Consider the following 16823-nt stretch of genomic DNA (forward strand, 5'->3'; position numbering starts at 1 on the left):
ATCCCAAATTCACCTGCTGATTAGTCCACGCTGAATAAATGCCGGATTGGGCTTATTTTTTACCTTTAGGAATAAGGCCCAATAATTGCCTAATTTTACGTTCGGTAATAAACGCCAAGGAAAATAACTGAATAAAGTTTTCCGCCTCAATCAAATCCAGACCGATATTGGCGGGTACCAGTTCTTTTCGAGTACCAAACAGTCGATCCCAGAAAGCCAAAACGATGCCATAGTTACTATCATGTTCCATGCGCAGGGTTGAATGATGAGGGCGATGCAAGGATGGTGTGATGATAAATTGCGAAATAATCTCTTCCTTGGGAACCCTGATATTAGCGTGATGAAAGAAAATGAAAAACAATTCTATGATTTCAATCGACAATACTAAATAGGCATCGACGCCTATCACAACCACGAACAGACATTTATAGACGATCTCCAATAGCAGATCGAAAACATGAAAGCGAAAACCGGTGGATACATTAAAACTTTTATCACTATGATGGACTTTGTGAAAACGCCATAGCCACTCAAATTTATGCCCGGCCACATGCCAGACATAGATGGCAAAATCGAAAAAGGCGAAAGCCAGCACCCATTTTACCGGCCCATTATCCAGGCCACTCAACAGGCCCATATAAGAAAATTGTTGTGCGACTAGAAATAAGGACGAGGCTCTTAAAATGGTCAGTATAACGTTGTTTATCAAGAAAGCGGTCGTATTGGTGACTAATGACTCCCTATAAACCTTTGGACTAAATACTCGGTAGGGTTTATATTTTTCAACGATCAATAGCAGGATAAAAGCCAGAATGGCTAGACCGAATAATGTCTGGTTGAAAGCCATCCCCCCGCTTCCGGCATTGTCTACTGCATTCATAACACCTACCTTTTAGGGCTGCAAATTAATTATTATTTTTCAACTGCATTTAATAGGTCTGTCAATACTTTAATTTCATTATTTGCATTGACTTGCTGGGTTATATCATATTGAACGCCCAGGTAATAAATTACCCGTTGTTTTTTATCAAATAATGGAATAATTTTTAAATGATTATGGAACAAGGTTCCGTCTTTTTTATAATTTCGCAACGTGACTTCGACCGCTTCATGCTTGTGCATGGCTTCGGCGATTTGAAACCGGGCGGGCTGTTCTCTATCTTGCCCCTGCAGAAAGCGGCAATTATGGCCAACGATATCGGCCTGACTATATCCCGTCAGGCGCTCGAAAGCCTTGTTGGCATAAATAATGGGTGCATCTTCCAAGTCTGGGTCCGCCAAGGTTACTCCATTGACACACTCATCTAAAATAGCGGACAACACTTGTGGAATGATTCCGGAATCTTTTTCAACGATAAAAGCCATGATTAAACTCCAAGCCCTAGCAATGATGTAATTATTTTTAATTGCATTCGACGGCAATTAAATTTTTTATATTTTCAACCGTGTTTTCAGCGCCATCTTCAATTGCATAGCGAATCAGCTTTTCGAACGGTCTCATGAAAACTTCGAGTTCCAACAATTCAAACCGAAAAGTCAAACGAGTGGGTTGTTTTTCTTCGCTGCCTTCCAATAAATAACTATGCTTATAAGGTTCATTCAATCCCTGAAAAATAAGTTTTGAAAGGGGTTGATAATCGGTAATCTCAAAAACAGATTCCATTTCGGATTCATTGTCTTTACGAACCTGTTTCGCTTTCGCGCCGATAAATACCTGCTTGCCGTCCAATGGCTGAAAATCGATGACTTCCACGGCCCATTTAGGATAATTATCAAAAAAATGCTCACCGATAAAGGAAAAGACCGTGGTTAAGGATTTATCAATTTCCACACTCGCCTCTCCGGCAACGGGTTTGGTTGAATCAAATGGAAACTTTATATGCATGCCAATTCCCCGAGTTTAAGCCAAACGAATTTTCGGCTTAATGTGGTATCTTGTTCAAATTAGTCGCTAATAGCAAAATTCCTGGTTTTTCATCACAACCAAGCGGTATTTAAAACTGATGAGTCTTTACCGAGTCCATTAACCGCCATTTTTGGGTAAAATGCAAATTCCACCGTACAAAACATGCGATAAACCGGCGTATAGCAACAATTGCCGATAATTCGGATCAATTTCTATCTGATTAACCGTGCAATAAAATTCCAACGATAGAATCAGTATTAATAAAAAAGCTCCTAAAAAAACTACAGCCGCGTAATTGTTGCTCATTTGATAGAAGCCATAAACAGCCAATTGCACTAGGCACAGATACAGCAATACCAAACGCAAATTATTGGCTAGTGGACCGTATAGGTCACTGCTGTTATCAAAAAAAAGTTCACTGCCCGCCATCGAAAGCACGCTGGCGATCAGCAAGAACAATACCGAAGCATTAAAATTGACCTGCAGCATGAGCCGCAACAGATTTAACGAAACGCTGGATACCGAACGGGCATTCATATTCAATACCTCTGACGATCAAAAAAGCACCCTCCCAAAGTACCACGGCGGGAGGGCACATAGAGGAGGACATTTAAGGCGTCATGACAGGACCGGTTGATACCGGTTGGACATGGTCGCTATCGAGTTCTATTTCAGTTACAACAACTTCGGGTTCTGGCGGCGCAATCATGCGGCCTTGCATCAACTCGTCGATCTGAAATTTATCGATGGTTTCCCAATCCAACAGCGCATGCGCCATGTTGTGCAGAATCTCGATATGCTCCTTCAGGATGGTCTCGGCTCGGTTGTAATTGCTATCAATCACCGCGCGGATTTCTTCGTCTATGGTCTGCGCCATTTTTTCCGACATCGGCTTGGCTTGCGTACCCATGTAGCCACCTTCGCTATCGCCGTAGTCCATGGGTCCGAGGCGGTCGGATAATCCCCATTTGGTCACCATGTTACGAGCCAGTTGAGTGGCGCGCATGATGTCGTTGGAGGCTCCGGTGGTGACTTTGTTTTTGCCGTAAATCAGTGCTTCGGCGACGCGTCCTCCAAATAGACTGGCGATCTGGCTTTCCAATTTATCCTTGCTGGCGCTGTATTGGTCGCGTTCCGGCAGGAACATGGTGATACCCAATGCGCCGCCCCGCGGCATGATGCTGACTTTATAGACCGGGTCGTGTTCGGGCACCATCCTGCCGACAATCGCGTGTCCTGCTTCGTGATAAGCAGTCATCAACAAATCGTCCCGACTCATCACCATGGTACGCTTTTCGGCACCCATGATCATTTTGTCCCTGGCCTTATCCAAATCACTCATCGTGACTTGCCGTTTGTTATTGCGGGCGGCGAACAAGGCGCCTTCGTTGATCAGATTGGCCAGTTCCGCGCCGGAAAAGCCCGGTGTACCACGCGCCAGATCGGTGATATTGACATCTTCGGCCAACGGCACCCGGTCGCCATGTACCTTAAGAATTTGCTCGCGGCCCTTGATATCGGGCAAGCCGACCTGCACTTGCCGATCGAAGCGGCCCGGCCGCAACAAGGCTTTATCCAGCACATCGGCGCGGTTGGTGGCGGCAATCACGATGATACCTTCGTTACCGCTGAAGCCGTCCATTTCCACCAGCAACTGATTCAAGGTTTGTTCGCGCTCGTCGTTGCCGCCCATGTTGCCGGCGCCGCGTTGGCGGCCGACGGCGTCGATTTCGTCGATGAAGATGATGCAGGGCGCGCGCTTCTTGGCTTGCTCGAACATGTCCCGTACCCGCGAAGCGCCGACGCCGACGAACATTTCCACGAAGTCGGAACCGGAGATCGAAAAGAACGGTACCCCGGCTTCGCCCGCGATGGCTCTTGCCAGCAGTGTTTTACCGGTGCCCGGCGGGCCGACCATCAATACGCCGCGCGGAATCTTGCCGCCCAGCACTTCGTACTTGCCGGGATCCTTGAGGAAATCCACCATTTCCACCACATCCTCCTTAGCTTCTTCCACCCCGGCCACATCCTTGAAACGGACTTTGACCTGATCTTCTTCCATCAGTTTGGCCCGGCTTTTACCAAAACCCATCTGTCCGTCACGCCCGCCCGCCATCATCGATTGCTTGCGCATGAAATAGACCAGTACCGCAATCAACAACAAGGTCGGAGCCCAGGAAACGAAGATATTCATCAAGGTCGATGGTGGTTGCGGTTTTTCGACCTTGATTTTGACCCCGTATTCCAACAACTCGTCGATCATGCGCATGTCGTTGGGGTTGTAGGTCGAAAAACGAGTACCGTTGTTGCGTTTGCCGTCGACATAATTGCCGTTGATGTCTACTTCGGTCACCACTTTATTGCGGACGTCTTCGATAAAATCGGAATAGGAAATTTCATAATGCGGATCGTATTCGGGCATGGTCCGATTGAATATCGAAGACACCACGATGCCGATTGCCGCCACTATCACTGCAAAGAATAAAAACTTTTTCATGTACGGATTCCCCTAACTCACTTTTCGCTGGAGAAATATTTGAAAAAATCGGAGTTTGGTTTTAATACCAAGGTATCCTGGGTTTTTTCAAATGACGCTTGATAAGCCTGCAAGCTGCGATAGAAGGCATAGAATTCCGGATTCTTACCGAAGCTTTTGGCATAAATTTCCGCCGATTCCGCATCGCCGCGGCCGCGAACGTTCTCCGCTTCGCGGCGGGCGTTGGCGACAATCACTTGTTTTTGCTTATCGGCTTCGGCGCTAATCAACTCCGCGCTTTCCGCGCCTTGTGACCTGAACTCTCGGGCGACCCTTTCCCGCTCGGCCCGCATGCGCTGATAGACCGAGCTGCTGACTTCCTGCGGCAAATCGATACGTTTGATGCGAATGTCGATCAACTCGATACCGAATTTGTTGGCCGTCGGCGAAAGCTTTTCCAGCAAGGTATCGCGCAATTCGCTGCGATCTTCCGAGATCAACTGTTTGATGGTACGCACGCCGAATTCGCTACGCATCGCATCCTTCATGATTTGGTCGAGCCGGAGATTGGCCTGAAATTCATCGCCCCCGACCGTGGTATAAAAAAGACCCACATCACCGATTCGCCACTTGACGAACGAGTCAACAATAACGTTCTTCTTTTCGGAGGTAAGAAAACGCTCGGATTTGGCATCCAAGGTCAGCACGCGCGCATCAAACGTACTGACATTATTGATGATGGGGGTCTTAAAATGGAGCCCAGGTTTCAAATCCGCTTTGACGATCTCCCCCAGACGAAACAGGATCGCTCTTTCATGTTCGTTGACATGAAAGACCGACATCGAGGCCAACGCCACCGCGGCAAAGCCTATTGGAAAAAGAATTTGTGTTCTGGTCATTGTTTGCTCCTGCTGGGACGCAATTCATTCGCTGGTGTTTTATGCACGCCATTTTTATCAAGGCTATGTTGATCGACATTCAATTCCGGTTCATTGGCTGTCGTGGCCGGTTGCGACTGATGCGCGGGCATTTGTTGCATCGGCAGATACATGGCGGGCGGTTGATCGGTATCCACTACGATTTTATTAGTGGATGCGTATAGCTTTTCCTTGGCTTCCAGATATAAACGTTTACGAGTGATGGCCGGATTTTTTTCATATTCCACCAGCAACTGATCGAAGCGCTCGGTTTCACCCTTGGCTTTGGCGACTTTTTCGGCCGAGTAAGCTTCCGCTTCCTGCAAAATTCGAGAGGCCGCGCCGCGGGATTTGGGTATGATTTCGTTGCTGTAGGCTTCGGCCTCGTTGATCAAACGCTGTTTATCCTCGCGGGCGCGGATCGCATCTTCAAAAGCCCCCTGCACTTCTTCCGGCGGCTGAGCATCCTGCAGATTGACGCTCGCGACAATGATGCCGGCCTTATACTCGTTCATCGCCTCCTGAATCTGCTGCTTGATTTCGGCCACGATTTGGCTGCGGCCTTCGGTCAAGACGAAATCCATGTTATTGCGTCCGATCACGCCGCGCAGAACACTTTCGGTCAGTTGTTTCAGCGTGTTTTCATTGTTTTTAACGTTGAATAAATAGTCCCTGGCGCTATTGATTTGATATTGCACCGCTAATCGCACGGCGATGATGTTTTCGTCGCTGGTCAACATCAACGACTCTTGCGGAACCAATGCCGATTTACTCAGGCGCGCGGCGTCGCTGTAGCCGACCTCTATGAATCGCTGTTGCTCGACATTAACGACACTGACCGATTCAAATGGAGCCGGAATATGCCAATGCGGACCAGGCAATGTGGTTTCACTGTAGGCACCAAATCGAGTTACCACGCCCCGATTGCCCTGGTCGATAATATAAATACCACTAATCAGCCAACCCAGTACCAATGAACCGCCCAGCAAACCGGCTAATTTGGATAGAGAAAACAGGTTCTTGTGGTCATTGTAAAAATCGACCGTTTTGGCGGAAATCACTTTCCATTGTTTATCAAACTCCATTTTCCAATCCGGTGGCGGTGTTTGTTTATCGGCGTTGTGGTTTTCTGATGACATAATCACTCCTCTTGTTGCATAAGTAGCCAGGCCTGGGCTTTGTTGTTATTTTTTAGTCAAACCGCGAGGGTTCAACCTTATAAAAAGCGAAAAACACAGATACAGAGTCTCTAAGTATCTTTTGGTTCCAAAAACAGCATAAGGTCAAAACCAAATTGCTGTTCCAGTTTTTTTAATGCTTCGTTTTGTATTTGTCTGACTCGCTCGCGAGTAACTTGTAAATGATCCGCCACCGCTTGCAAAGTCATTTCGGTATGATTCTTTAATCCGAAGCGCATTGCCAGGATACTGGCCTGTTTTTCCGGCAATGTCGCGACCGCTTTATTGACAAAACGGGCCAGATCGGACTCGATCAAATCATCCAGCGGTTGACTGAATTGCTGTTGTTGCATTTTCTCCATCATGGACATGCCATCATCGTCGGTATGGGCGTTCGTGTCATAACTAAAAGTAGATTGATAGTAACCGCTGATGGTTTTAATCTCTTGCTCGGATAAGTCACAACAGGCTTTTAGTTCCGCCAGACTGGGCCAGCGCTCATGCTGCGTGTAACAATTACGCATCGCCTCGAATATCGGTGAGGATTTTTCGGCCAAGGCCACCGGCAAAGGCACGACTTTGTCCTGTTTGACGATCAACCTTGAAATAGCCTGCCTGATCCAGAAAATAGCGTAGGTAGAAAAACAGTTCCCTCGATCAGGCTCAAACCGATCGACCGCCTTGATCAAGCCGACCAAACCCTCCTGCATCAAATCGTCGAAGCTCAACGAACTGGCTCTAAATTTGTAGGCCACAAAGGCCACCAAGCCGGTATTGCCGGCTATCATGGCTTGACGTAACTGTTTTAGTTCAAGCCGATAGCTTCTCAACTTGGTTTTATAGCCGACATCAAGCTCCGCCACCAGGTTCGGATTCTTTTCGATCGACTCACTGACTTCTATCAAATAGACGGGCAGAAAATGCAGCGCCTGCAAACAGAGGCAAAGTGAAGCGTAAACGGATTCCGATAGGTGACTGAAAGGGTTGTCTAGTTGTAAAAAGACCGATTCTTGTACAACATTGTCCCCGCCGTTCCTTTTGTACTGACAAAGCCGATCGGGCCTGTGTTGGCCGGAAAATTCCGCAATAAAGTCTTGCAGTCTGTGTTTATAGTCCGGATTATTCTTGATCAGGATTATCTCGGAATAATCCTGGCTTTTGCTCAGGCCATCGAATAGCTGTTTTGCGATAAAACCGATTACTTGTTGATTTTCAAGCAATAACGACACTAATAAACCACGCGCCCGTTCGACACGGAATGCCAGCAACACTTGCTCGGACTCCAAGGCGGGTGTTGTGGCGGTAATTATTTCGGATAGTGCTGGCATCAGGATTTACCGATTTAAATATTTGATTGGCATCGAAGATACAATTCTGTAGAATGTTTGTCAAACTATTTTTTGTACAAAACATAAACAATGTATTCAATCAAAGCAATTACCTCATTAACCGGTTTAACAGCCGAAACGTTAAGAGCTTGGGAACGGCGTTATGATTGCATTACCCCGCAACGCAACGAAAACGGCCGACGCTCCTATTCGCAACAGGATCTTGAAAAGCTGAAGCTGTTGGTGAATCTGACCAAAAATGGCCATGCCATCAGTAAAATCGCCGGTTTAAATTGCGACCAGCTACGCCATTTCCAACATCAATCGCCCGAGCAAGCCGACAACAAACAAACCGCCCTATTCAACCAAATCATCGATGCCTTGCAACACTATCGGATCGAGCGTTGCGAACAACTATTAAAGAGGGCCTTGCTGGCTTACGAGCCGTTGGACTATGCCAGAGACATTTTGTTGCCGGCTCTACAAAAAATTGGACTGCTCTGGCACGAGGAGAAAATCAACATCGCTCAAGAACATATGTTCTCCAACTGTGTTAAGCGTATCGTGTTGACCATGGTGAATAATCTGCATCAACCATCCAAACATAATCCATCGATGCTTTTTGCCACGCCCAGCGGCGAGCCGCATGAATTCGGAATTTTGCTGGGTTGTTTGATCGCCGCCACGCAACAATATACTTGCTATTATGTCGGCGCCGACTTGCCAGGCTTGGATATCATTGATGCCAGCCGACACCTCAGACCAAATTTGGTTGTGATCGGACTGGTGAAGTCACCACCGGATCCGCAGACGGCGATACAACTCGAACAGTTGATTGAATACGCCAATACCAGTAAAACACCGATCTGGCTGGCCGGACAAGGCGCCGAATACTGGTTTGAACAACAAACCTCAAACTCGGCCTATTGCGAATACATTAGCGACATCGATCATTTTCAGGCCAAGGCTCAACAACAGCCGTTTTTTAAGCGTTAACCGATTGATCGGCCTTGACAATCCGCATCAGCCCATCCAGACTCAGCCGCCATAACAACTATAAAGAGGTGTGCTATGAGACCCAGTCATTGGATTTGTTTCCTGAGTATATTCTGCCTATTGAGTTCGGCCGGCCATGCCGCGAGCAACGCCCAATTCGAGCCGGGTGATGTGGTATTGACCAACTGCCACCAGATTTACACCAAAGGTAGCGTTAAAGCCAAGGTGGACGATGGCTATACCATCCACTTCCCGAAAAACAGCGGACCGATTAATTGTCCCCCTTTCCGCTGGCATGCCGAATTTGTATTGCCCTATCAATCGGTTCCGGAATATCGGCTACAGTTTATGGGCGGATTTAAAAAAGACCTGATTTTTCGAACCGGAGAAACGGTGACGTTACGCTTTGATGCCGACAAACGCATCATTAAAAACAAGGAGACTGTCGATATTCAGGCCGAAATCACCGACATCAGCAGCAACGGCGCCATTGCGGTTAAATTGCTCAGCAACTCACCGGAGGAAGCCGCCACATTCTGGAAATGGGTAGGCGGCAATTATATCGATTTACGGCACAAAGCACTGGAAGCGGAAAGAAGCAAACGCTAGCTAATAGCAATAAACCCCGCCGGCCGAGGTAGTCGGGCCGGCGGGATTCACAATTTTAGGTTGTTACTGAACGATGGCGGTTCCATAAAATCAACATGGCATCTTCATCGACCGGCCTGCTGAATAAGTAGCCCTGGATGGTGTTACAACCGTTTTGAAGTAAAAAGTTACTTTGAACTTCGGTCTCCACCCCTTCCGCCACCAGTTTGATATTCAGATTTCTGGCCAGATCGATCACCGCCAATGGAATCGCGGTCAAACGGCTGTCATCCAAACTTTCCATATCGGTAATTTCCATGATGAACGATCGATCGATTTTAATCTCATCGATCGGCAGATGCCGCAAATAACTCAAACTCGAATAACCGGTGCCGAAATCATCGATGGAAATCGCAATCCCTAGATTCTTGATCGCATTGAGCAACTCGATGGTGCTCTGCTGGCGATTCATCACCACCCCCTCGGTCAGCTCGATCTGAATCATGGCCGGATCGACGTCATAATCGGTGATGGCTTTCAACAAGGTTCTACGCAAGTTGCCGCGATGGAATTGAATCGGTGAAATATTGATCGCAACAGGCCCGAGTTGCGCGCCTTCCGCTCGCCAATGGTCTATGGTTTTACAGACCTGATTAATCAACCAGCAACCAATATCGACGATAAATCCGGTTTCCTCGGCAATCGGAATGAACTCGCCCGGCGAAACCGTTCCCAAATCGGGACTAGACCAGCGTAACAGGGCTTCGGCGCCAACAATGATTTTCTGGTCCAGCGCATATTTAGGCTGGTAATGAATCGTGAACTCGCCGCGTTTCATCGCGTTGTGCAAACCATGCTGTATCAACATATAGCGCTCGGTTTCGCTTTCCAGTTTTTCTTCGTAGAACTGAAAATTATTGCGCCCTTCCTTTTTCGCCAAATACATCGCGCTATCGGCATGCTTCAGCAAGGTCGCCGGACTCTCTCCATCGCGCGGAAACAAGCTGACACCCATACTCAAGGTAGTACGCAACTCCCGTCCGGCGATTTGGTAGGTTTTACTGCCGGCATTGAATATTTTGGCCACCATGCGTGCCGCCATTTCCGGCGACCCCACGTTAGGCAACAAAATGGCGAATTCATCGCCGCCCAAACGGCTGACGGTGTCGGATTCGCGTACGGACGAACGCAAGGATTGGGCGACGCTTAGGATCAAATCATCGCCAACCCCATGCCCGAGGGTGTCATTGATGTTTTTGAAATGATCGATATCCAGATAAATCACCGCCAAAATAGTTTGATCGCGTTGAGCCTGGATAATTGCCTGACTCAGCCTATCATGCAGTAACAGGCGATTCGGTAAGTTAGTCAGGCAATCATGATGCGCCAGATGCCGCATCTTTTCTTCCGCCGCAATCCGCTGAGTAATATCGGCAAACACGGAGGCATAATTACAAATCTGGCCAGTTTCGTCGCGAATCACGCTGATGTTGATCCATTCCAAAAAAAGCTCGCCATTTTTATGCCGATTCCAGACTTCGCCGGACCAGCGGTCATGGTCGTTCAAATCGGCCCACATCTTGCGGTAAAACTCACTATCATGCCGGCCGGAGCTCAGAATTCTGGGGTTGCAACCCAAAACCTCGGCATCGGTATAGCCGGTAATTTCGGTAAAAGCCGGATTGACGCTGACGAAATTGCGATCTTTATCGGTAATGGTGATCGCTAGCGGCGAGGTCATGAACACCGAGGAAGACAACTTCAGTTTATTCAGGTACTCGACCCTACCCACGCAGTTGTGGACCGCGCTCAACAGTTTTTCGCCTTGCAAGGGCTTGACCAAAAACTGGTTGATTTGCATGCTGAGCAAGCTTTCGATCTGAATCGGCCGGCTTTGCCAACTGTTCATGCCGCTGATCAAAATCACCGGAACCTGCGGGTCGAGAGTGCGTATTTTTTGCGCCAGTTGCAATCCGTCCATGCCCGGCAATACCATGTCGGTAATGACCAATTGCGGACGATAGCGCTCAAACAATGCCCATCCCTGCTCCGCATCCGCGGCCGCATGCACCGCTCCCACCCTGCGCAGCAGATACTTAGACAGATTTTCCAGTGCGTCCCGGTCATCCTCGACATACAGTACCGACAACCATTTCAGCGAATCGAGTTCCTGGCCAACATCCAAGCCGCTAACCGGCGCTTGCTTTTTATGCTGGTCGTGCACGGTTTTAGGGCTATGCGCTTCGGGCGTATACATCAACTCCAACAAGGTGACATCGTCATGTTGAAACTGGTCGGGCACCTGTTGCAGCAAATCGACAATTTTATCGAGTAGTTCATCGTCGTGGCTTTGAGTCATCAGCTCCAAACAGCGCTGCATGCTTACCCGCGGCGCGCCGCGATCCAGAACCTCCGGCAAGCCGTCGCTATACAGGTAGACTTTGGCGGCATCGGCGCATCGGTAGATCTGCAACTCGGGATTAAAATCGTCACCGGTTACAATGCCCATCGACACATGATTGGCGGGAAATTCCTGTAATAACTTGCCATCCAGGGAGAAAACCAACATCGGCGGATTGCCGCAATTGATCACTTCAAGCCGGTGTTGCTTGCTATCCATGCACAACAAGGTCATTGCCACAAAATGGTCGCGTAGACCGCGCTTATAAAGCAGCTGATTCAATTCATCCGCGATTCTAGGCAAACTGAACTCACTCGCCGCCAATTCGCGAAAACGCCTGGGTATATCCAATGCCGGCAAAATAGCGGCCAAACCATGACCCATGCCATCGGCCAACATCACATACAAGCCATTTTCGGTCGCTTCCATGCAATAAAAATCGCCGCTGATGCTTTGCCTGGGCCGATTGAGAACCTTGGCATCCAGGTGCTGATCCCCATAAACCAACTGAGTGACGTACTGCTGCAGTCGCTGCTGCTCGGTCTGATAGGTGTTTACACTTTCTCGAAGATGGTTCAAGGTGATATCGAGAGTGCGCTGCCTATCCAGTTTTTCCATGGCAATATTCAAGGCCTTGTTCAATTTGTCGAAACTGATAGGCTTGACGATGTATTGCGCCGCATTCAGCGTGATGGCTTCTTGTAACAGATCGACTTCCGAGTGCGCGGACAAAAAGATCATCGGCGTACTGGAACCCAAATTCCGGATGGCCTCGCCCATCCGAATGCCATCCATCACCGGCATGCGAATATCCGAAATAATAATATCGGGCCGATGTTGTTGATAAAGGGCCAAACCTTGTTGCCCATCCTCGGCTTCAATCACTTGGGCACCTTGCCGGCGCAAATAAATACTCAGCAGATTACGCGCCTCCCTGACATCTTCGACGCATAATACGGTTAAACCCGATAGTGCCAGATCGGCCGGCGCCGTGGTTGTTTGCGGTTGGTTCATAACAAATGCTCCCGGGCACTGATTTTTGGCAGATATATACTGAATTGCGCGCCATCATCACAATTTTTTACTTCGATACGCCCGTTCATGGTTTGTTGGATAGTCAGGTTACTGATATATAAACCCAGGCCGATGCCGTCGGGTTTGGTGGTAAAGTAAGGATCAAAGATTTTTTGCAGGTTGGCTTCGCTAATGCCGCCCGCGTTATCACTTATCCGTATCTCGGTCCAATCGGCTGGCTGTTCGATACTGATTGTGATTTCGCCGTTTTGAATCTTTCTTTGCAGGATCTGTTCCTTGGCATTATTAATCAGACAGAGCAATGCTTGCGACAGTTCACCCGAATTAACCGTAGCAGTCAACGCACATTCCGGATTGATGAACACCAGTTTGATGTGATGGTAATCCATCGCGGCTTGCAACAGCCTCAAGCTATTTAAAATGACTTCGGCCAACACGGTTTCCGATACAAACTGTTCGTTTTTCAGAAAACCGCGAAACTCATCGATCGTACGCGACATATCCGACAGAATTTCCTGGGATCGCCCCAAAGCTTGGCGGACACTGCCGTCATGGATTTCGCCATGCGCCAGGGCATCTTCCACATTCAATAATATGATGGCCAACGCATTCAGGGGCTGTCGCCATTGATGGGCAATATTGCCTATCATTTCACCCATGGCCACCAGCCGGGCCTGCCGTTGCAGCAACAGATTGGTTTTTTCATTCCTGACCAGTTCCTGTTGCACCCGCTGATCCAGTTCGGCATTCAGGTTCAGCAAATGCGCTTCTTCCTGTTTTTGCAGATTAATATCATGGGTCGCGCCTACCACCTGCTGTATGGATTGGTTACAATCCAAAATCACCGACATCGACAGCGCCATCCATTGCCATTGACCGTCGGCATTTTTGATTCGATATTGCAAATTTCTCACCGATCCGCCGTGTTTCAGCAGGGTACGAAATCCGGTCAATAAGCGGGTACGATCTCGCCGGTGGAACCTATCGGACTGAATCAGGCCTTGTAAATTCATGCCGACAAAGTCGTCGGCCGGCAAACCTAAAATCTCGTTGATCTGTGGCGACACATAATCGATTTGTCCGTCGGCATTGGCCGACCATATGATCACGTTGACCACGCTTAATAAGCTGCCGAGGCGCGCCTCAAGTTGCTTGGTCTGGCTAATGTCGCGCGCGAAGGCTACATTGTATTCAAGATCGCCGACATGCAAATAATTAGCCAATACCTTAACCGGAAAGACCCGGCCATTCTTGGTTTTATGCCGGCTCTCGAACACCAAGGCGCCCTCGCGTTTCAGGGCTTGCCAGTGTTCCCGCCATTGGTTCAGCGGATGGAGGGGGTCGATGACATCCACCGTCAGGCTTAACAACTCCTGTTGGCTATATCCCAAGGTTTGACAGGCACTACGGTTGGCATAACGGACACGGCCATGTTGATCCAGCCAATAGACGGCGATCGAAACGTTATCCATCACAAACTGGGTCATTTGTAATTGTTGCTGATGGCTTTCCAGGATTTTCGGGTTTTCTACTTGGACATGAATAAAACGCCTGCCATCATCATTGAAAAGCTCAAATTTCAACATAACCCGCACCGGATGAAGGTCTTTTCCCTGTTGCAGGGTTTCGAATCTCAGCTCCGACAATTTCCGGGTCAGCAAGGGTGATAATTTTTCAACAAAACTGGCGGTGTTCGCGGTAAATTCCGGATAAATGTCGGTGACTCGCATTGCCAGCAATTGTTGCCGTGAATAACCCAAGTCTTGAATAGCCTGTTGATTAAGCCAACAGAACCTAAGATTATCAGCGTTGAACAGATACAACTCACCGCTAGTAGTCATGCTCTATTCTCATGGATGTCCCGCATTACGTGTGTTACCAACTATTTGATTGAATTGGCCTAATTTTACATTGAAAATAGCCGGTATTTACTATTATCGGTTTTATAGAGACAAATACGCATATCCGATCAAATTGTCTGATTTTGCAGACTGATCCAGGGTACAATTCCTTGAACCCCAATCCAACAGCTTTGAACGGTGCAACTAACCCAAATTAGGAACGCGGCAACCCTTAACAGACTTTTGAATCATTGACATAGTCCAGCCCGGATAGGATAGTTAGGCGTATGCAATTTGACAGCCAGCTCGAACAATTACGCAAAAAATTTGCCGACAACCTACCCTCGCGTTTACAGGAAATCCAGCAACTGTATCGGGAGCAACTGGACGGCGGCGGGCAATCAGAACCGCTACGGCAAGCCTTGCATCGATTGACCGGCTTGGCCGGCACCTTTAAAGCCAATCGGATCAGCGAATTGACGCGCAGCATAGAAATGCACTATGCACAAAACCAAGCCGACGCCCCGCGCGAAACTCAACAAATCATTGCGATTCTATTCCGACGCTTGGAAGAAGCCGTTGATAATTATTTGGCGCAACCGCTACCCATCAATGATTCCCATCCCTCCGGCTTACCGCTAACCCGCGACCAAAAAACCATCTGCCTGATCGAAGACGATCCCCTACAGGCCGAACAAATGGCCGCCGTACTGGAGGAAAATGGTTATCGGGTCAACATTCACCGCACCCTGGCGTCTTCTTCAACCTTTATTAATCTAAGCCAGAGCCTGCCTTCGCTGATTATCATGGAGGCGCATTTCATCGCCGAAAATGACAGCGCCGGCCTATTTTTTACTCAGCTCAAACAACGGATCAGCGACTTTCCGCCGATTATTTTCATATCCTCTTTATCCGATACCTTGTCAAGAATAAGGGCCGTGCGTGCCGGTGCCAGCGAATATTTGGTCAAACCCATCGCCAATAGCAGCCTTATCGATACGGTGGAAAAATATCTAAGCACTTCCGTCAGCCACAGGATTCTGATCGTCGATGACGATCCGATCACGGCCGGTTATGTTGCCCACATCGTTGAGGGCGCCGGCATGCAGGCTCAAACGCTTACAAATCCGTTACAAATTTTTGATGTGCTGAATAACTTCAAGCCGGATCTTTTGATTCTGGATATTCATATGCCGGAATGCAGCGGAATCGAGTTGGCGCAAGCCATCCGCCAATGCTGTTGCTACAATCTGATGCCCATTCTGTTTCTGACTACCGGCACCGACATAGACCAGGAATTGAGTGCCCTAAGTAGTGGCGGCGACGAATTCATTCGCAAAACCGACCCTGACGTGTATCTGTTGCAAAAGCTGGCATCCCGGCTAAGGCGCATGAATCAGATCCGCTCGCTCAATGTACAACTTCACCGCGCTCAACAGCGCTCGGAACGTTTACGCAAATCGCAAAACGATTTTCTAACCTATGTGACACACGAGTTAAAATCGCCCTTGCACGTCATCCTGGGATTCAGCGACCTGTTAAAAATGGACGGCCAATTAAATTCGGAACAGGCTGAAATGGTCAATGAAATCGTCCGTGGCGGCCAAACTCAACTGGCGATCATCGAAGACTTGTCCGAACAGGTCAAAATCGCCACCGGCAGCTTGACCTTGAATATCGAAAGCTTCGATATCTCCGCATTATTGAAGCAAGCGGTGGCCGATGCTTCGGTGCTTGGCCTCCAATCCGGCATCACGGTCAAAGCCGAATTCAATCCAGAGCAAATGCTGCCTATCAAGGCCGATAGGCGCAGAGTCAGTCAAATAATGAATAACCTGCTGTCCAATGCCATCAAATACAACAAACCGAATGGCAAAGTCTGGGTCGGCATGCAAAAACGCAGCAATGGCATGTTGCGGATCAACGTCGCCGACACCGGTATCGGCATTGCCCGCGACGACTTGGATTATGTATTCGAAGCCTTCGAACGCCTCAGTGCCCAAGACCACAGCATAGACGGCATAGGTATCGGATTATCCATTTGCAGCCAGTTGGTAAACCTGATGGCCGGACACATCGGAGTCGACAGTGAATTAAATGTCGGCTCGCAATTTTGGATAGAATTACCGTTAATTTAAGCTTAGCCTGTTTACCGAT

At 48.4% G+C, this 16823-nt stretch carries 13 protein-coding genes; 3 read left to right on the forward strand and 10 right to left on the reverse strand.

The features are described 5' to 3' along the window. Positions 1-52 precede the first annotated feature (52 nt). The 8 genes from IVG45_RS05500 to IVG45_RS05535 all read right to left on the reverse strand — a co-directional run bounded on the left by IVG45_RS05500 (position 53) and on the right by IVG45_RS05535 (position 7805). Positions 53-880 carry a sterol desaturase family protein gene (locus IVG45_RS05500; RefSeq protein ID WP_196436873.1) on the reverse strand — a complete coding sequence of 276 codons (828 nt, stop codon included), beginning with the start codon at positions 878-880 and terminating at the stop codon, positions 53-55. Positions 881-912: 32 nt separating this feature from the next. Beyond that, positions 913-1365, reverse strand: coding sequence for a PAS domain-containing protein (locus tag IVG45_RS05505; RefSeq protein ID WP_196436874.1), 453 nt, complete (start codon positions 1363-1365; stop codon positions 913-915). Between the two features lie 37 nt (positions 1366-1402). Continuing rightward, positions 1403-1885 carry an SRPBCC family protein gene (locus tag IVG45_RS05510; protein WP_196436875.1) on the reverse strand — a complete coding sequence of 161 codons (483 nt, stop codon included), beginning with the start codon at positions 1883-1885 and terminating at the stop codon, positions 1403-1405. A gap of 138 nt (positions 1886-2023) precedes the next feature. Beyond that, positions 2024-2443 (reverse strand): hypothetical protein, encoded by a 420-nt coding sequence (locus tag IVG45_RS05515; RefSeq protein WP_196436876.1) that lies wholly within the window; start codon positions 2441-2443, stop codon positions 2024-2026. Between the two features lie 73 nt (positions 2444-2516). Next, complete coding sequence (ftsH, locus tag IVG45_RS05520; RefSeq protein ID WP_196436877.1) at positions 2517-4403, reverse strand: ATP-dependent zinc metalloprotease FtsH; 1887 nt, start codon at positions 4401-4403, stop codon at positions 2517-2519. A 17-nt stretch (positions 4404-4420) separates the two neighbouring features. Continuing rightward, the gene (hflC, locus tag IVG45_RS05525) at positions 4421-5281 is read right to left on the reverse strand and encodes a protease modulator HflC (protein ID WP_196436878.1); all 861 of its coding nucleotides are present in this window, start codon (positions 5279-5281) and stop codon (positions 4421-4423) included. Continuing rightward, complete coding sequence (hflK, locus tag IVG45_RS05530; RefSeq protein ID WP_196436879.1) at positions 5278-6438, reverse strand: FtsH protease activity modulator HflK; 1161 nt, start codon at positions 6436-6438, stop codon at positions 5278-5280. The genes hflC and hflK overlap by 4 nt, the downstream gene beginning before the upstream one ends. Positions 6439-6548: 110 nt before the next feature. After that, positions 6549-7805 carry a sigma-70 family RNA polymerase sigma factor gene (locus IVG45_RS05535; RefSeq protein ID WP_196436880.1) on the reverse strand — a complete coding sequence of 419 codons (1257 nt, stop codon included), beginning with the start codon at positions 7803-7805 and terminating at the stop codon, positions 6549-6551. A gap of 90 nt (positions 7806-7895) precedes the next feature. On the opposite strand from IVG45_RS05535, the gene IVG45_RS05540 reads away from it, so the two are divergent. Further along, positions 7896-8801 (forward strand): MerR family transcriptional regulator, encoded by a 906-nt coding sequence (locus tag IVG45_RS05540; protein ID WP_196436881.1) that lies wholly within the window; start codon positions 7896-7898, stop codon positions 8799-8801. Between the two features lie 75 nt (positions 8802-8876). Next, positions 8877-9410 (forward strand): hypothetical protein, encoded by a 534-nt coding sequence (locus tag IVG45_RS05545; RefSeq protein WP_196436882.1) that lies wholly within the window; start codon positions 8877-8879, stop codon positions 9408-9410. Between the two features lie 55 nt (positions 9411-9465). On the opposite strand, the gene IVG45_RS05550 is transcribed toward IVG45_RS05545, so the two are convergent. Both IVG45_RS05550 and IVG45_RS05555 read right to left on the reverse strand, forming a co-directional pair. Next, positions 9466-12804 (reverse strand): EAL domain-containing protein, encoded by a 3339-nt coding sequence (locus IVG45_RS05550; protein WP_196436883.1) that lies wholly within the window; start codon positions 12802-12804, stop codon positions 9466-9468. Beyond that, the gene (locus tag IVG45_RS05555) at positions 12801-14666 is read right to left on the reverse strand and encodes a PAS domain S-box protein (protein ID WP_196436884.1); all 1866 of its coding nucleotides are present in this window, start codon (positions 14664-14666) and stop codon (positions 12801-12803) included. Before IVG45_RS05555 ends, IVG45_RS05550 begins: the two co-directional genes overlap by 4 nt. 287 nt (positions 14667-14953) lie before the next feature. Between IVG45_RS05555 and IVG45_RS05560 the strand changes: the two genes are divergently transcribed. After that, positions 14954-16804 carry a sensor histidine kinase gene (locus IVG45_RS05560; protein ID WP_196436885.1) on the forward strand — a complete coding sequence of 617 codons (1851 nt, stop codon included), beginning with the start codon at positions 14954-14956 and terminating at the stop codon, positions 16802-16804. The last annotated feature ends 19 nt before the right edge of the window (positions 16805-16823 follow it).

It is taken from the genome of Methylomonas sp. LL1 (genome assembly GCF_015711015.1).
Classification (GTDB): Bacteria; Pseudomonadota; Gammaproteobacteria; order Methylococcales; family Methylomonadaceae; genus Methylomonas.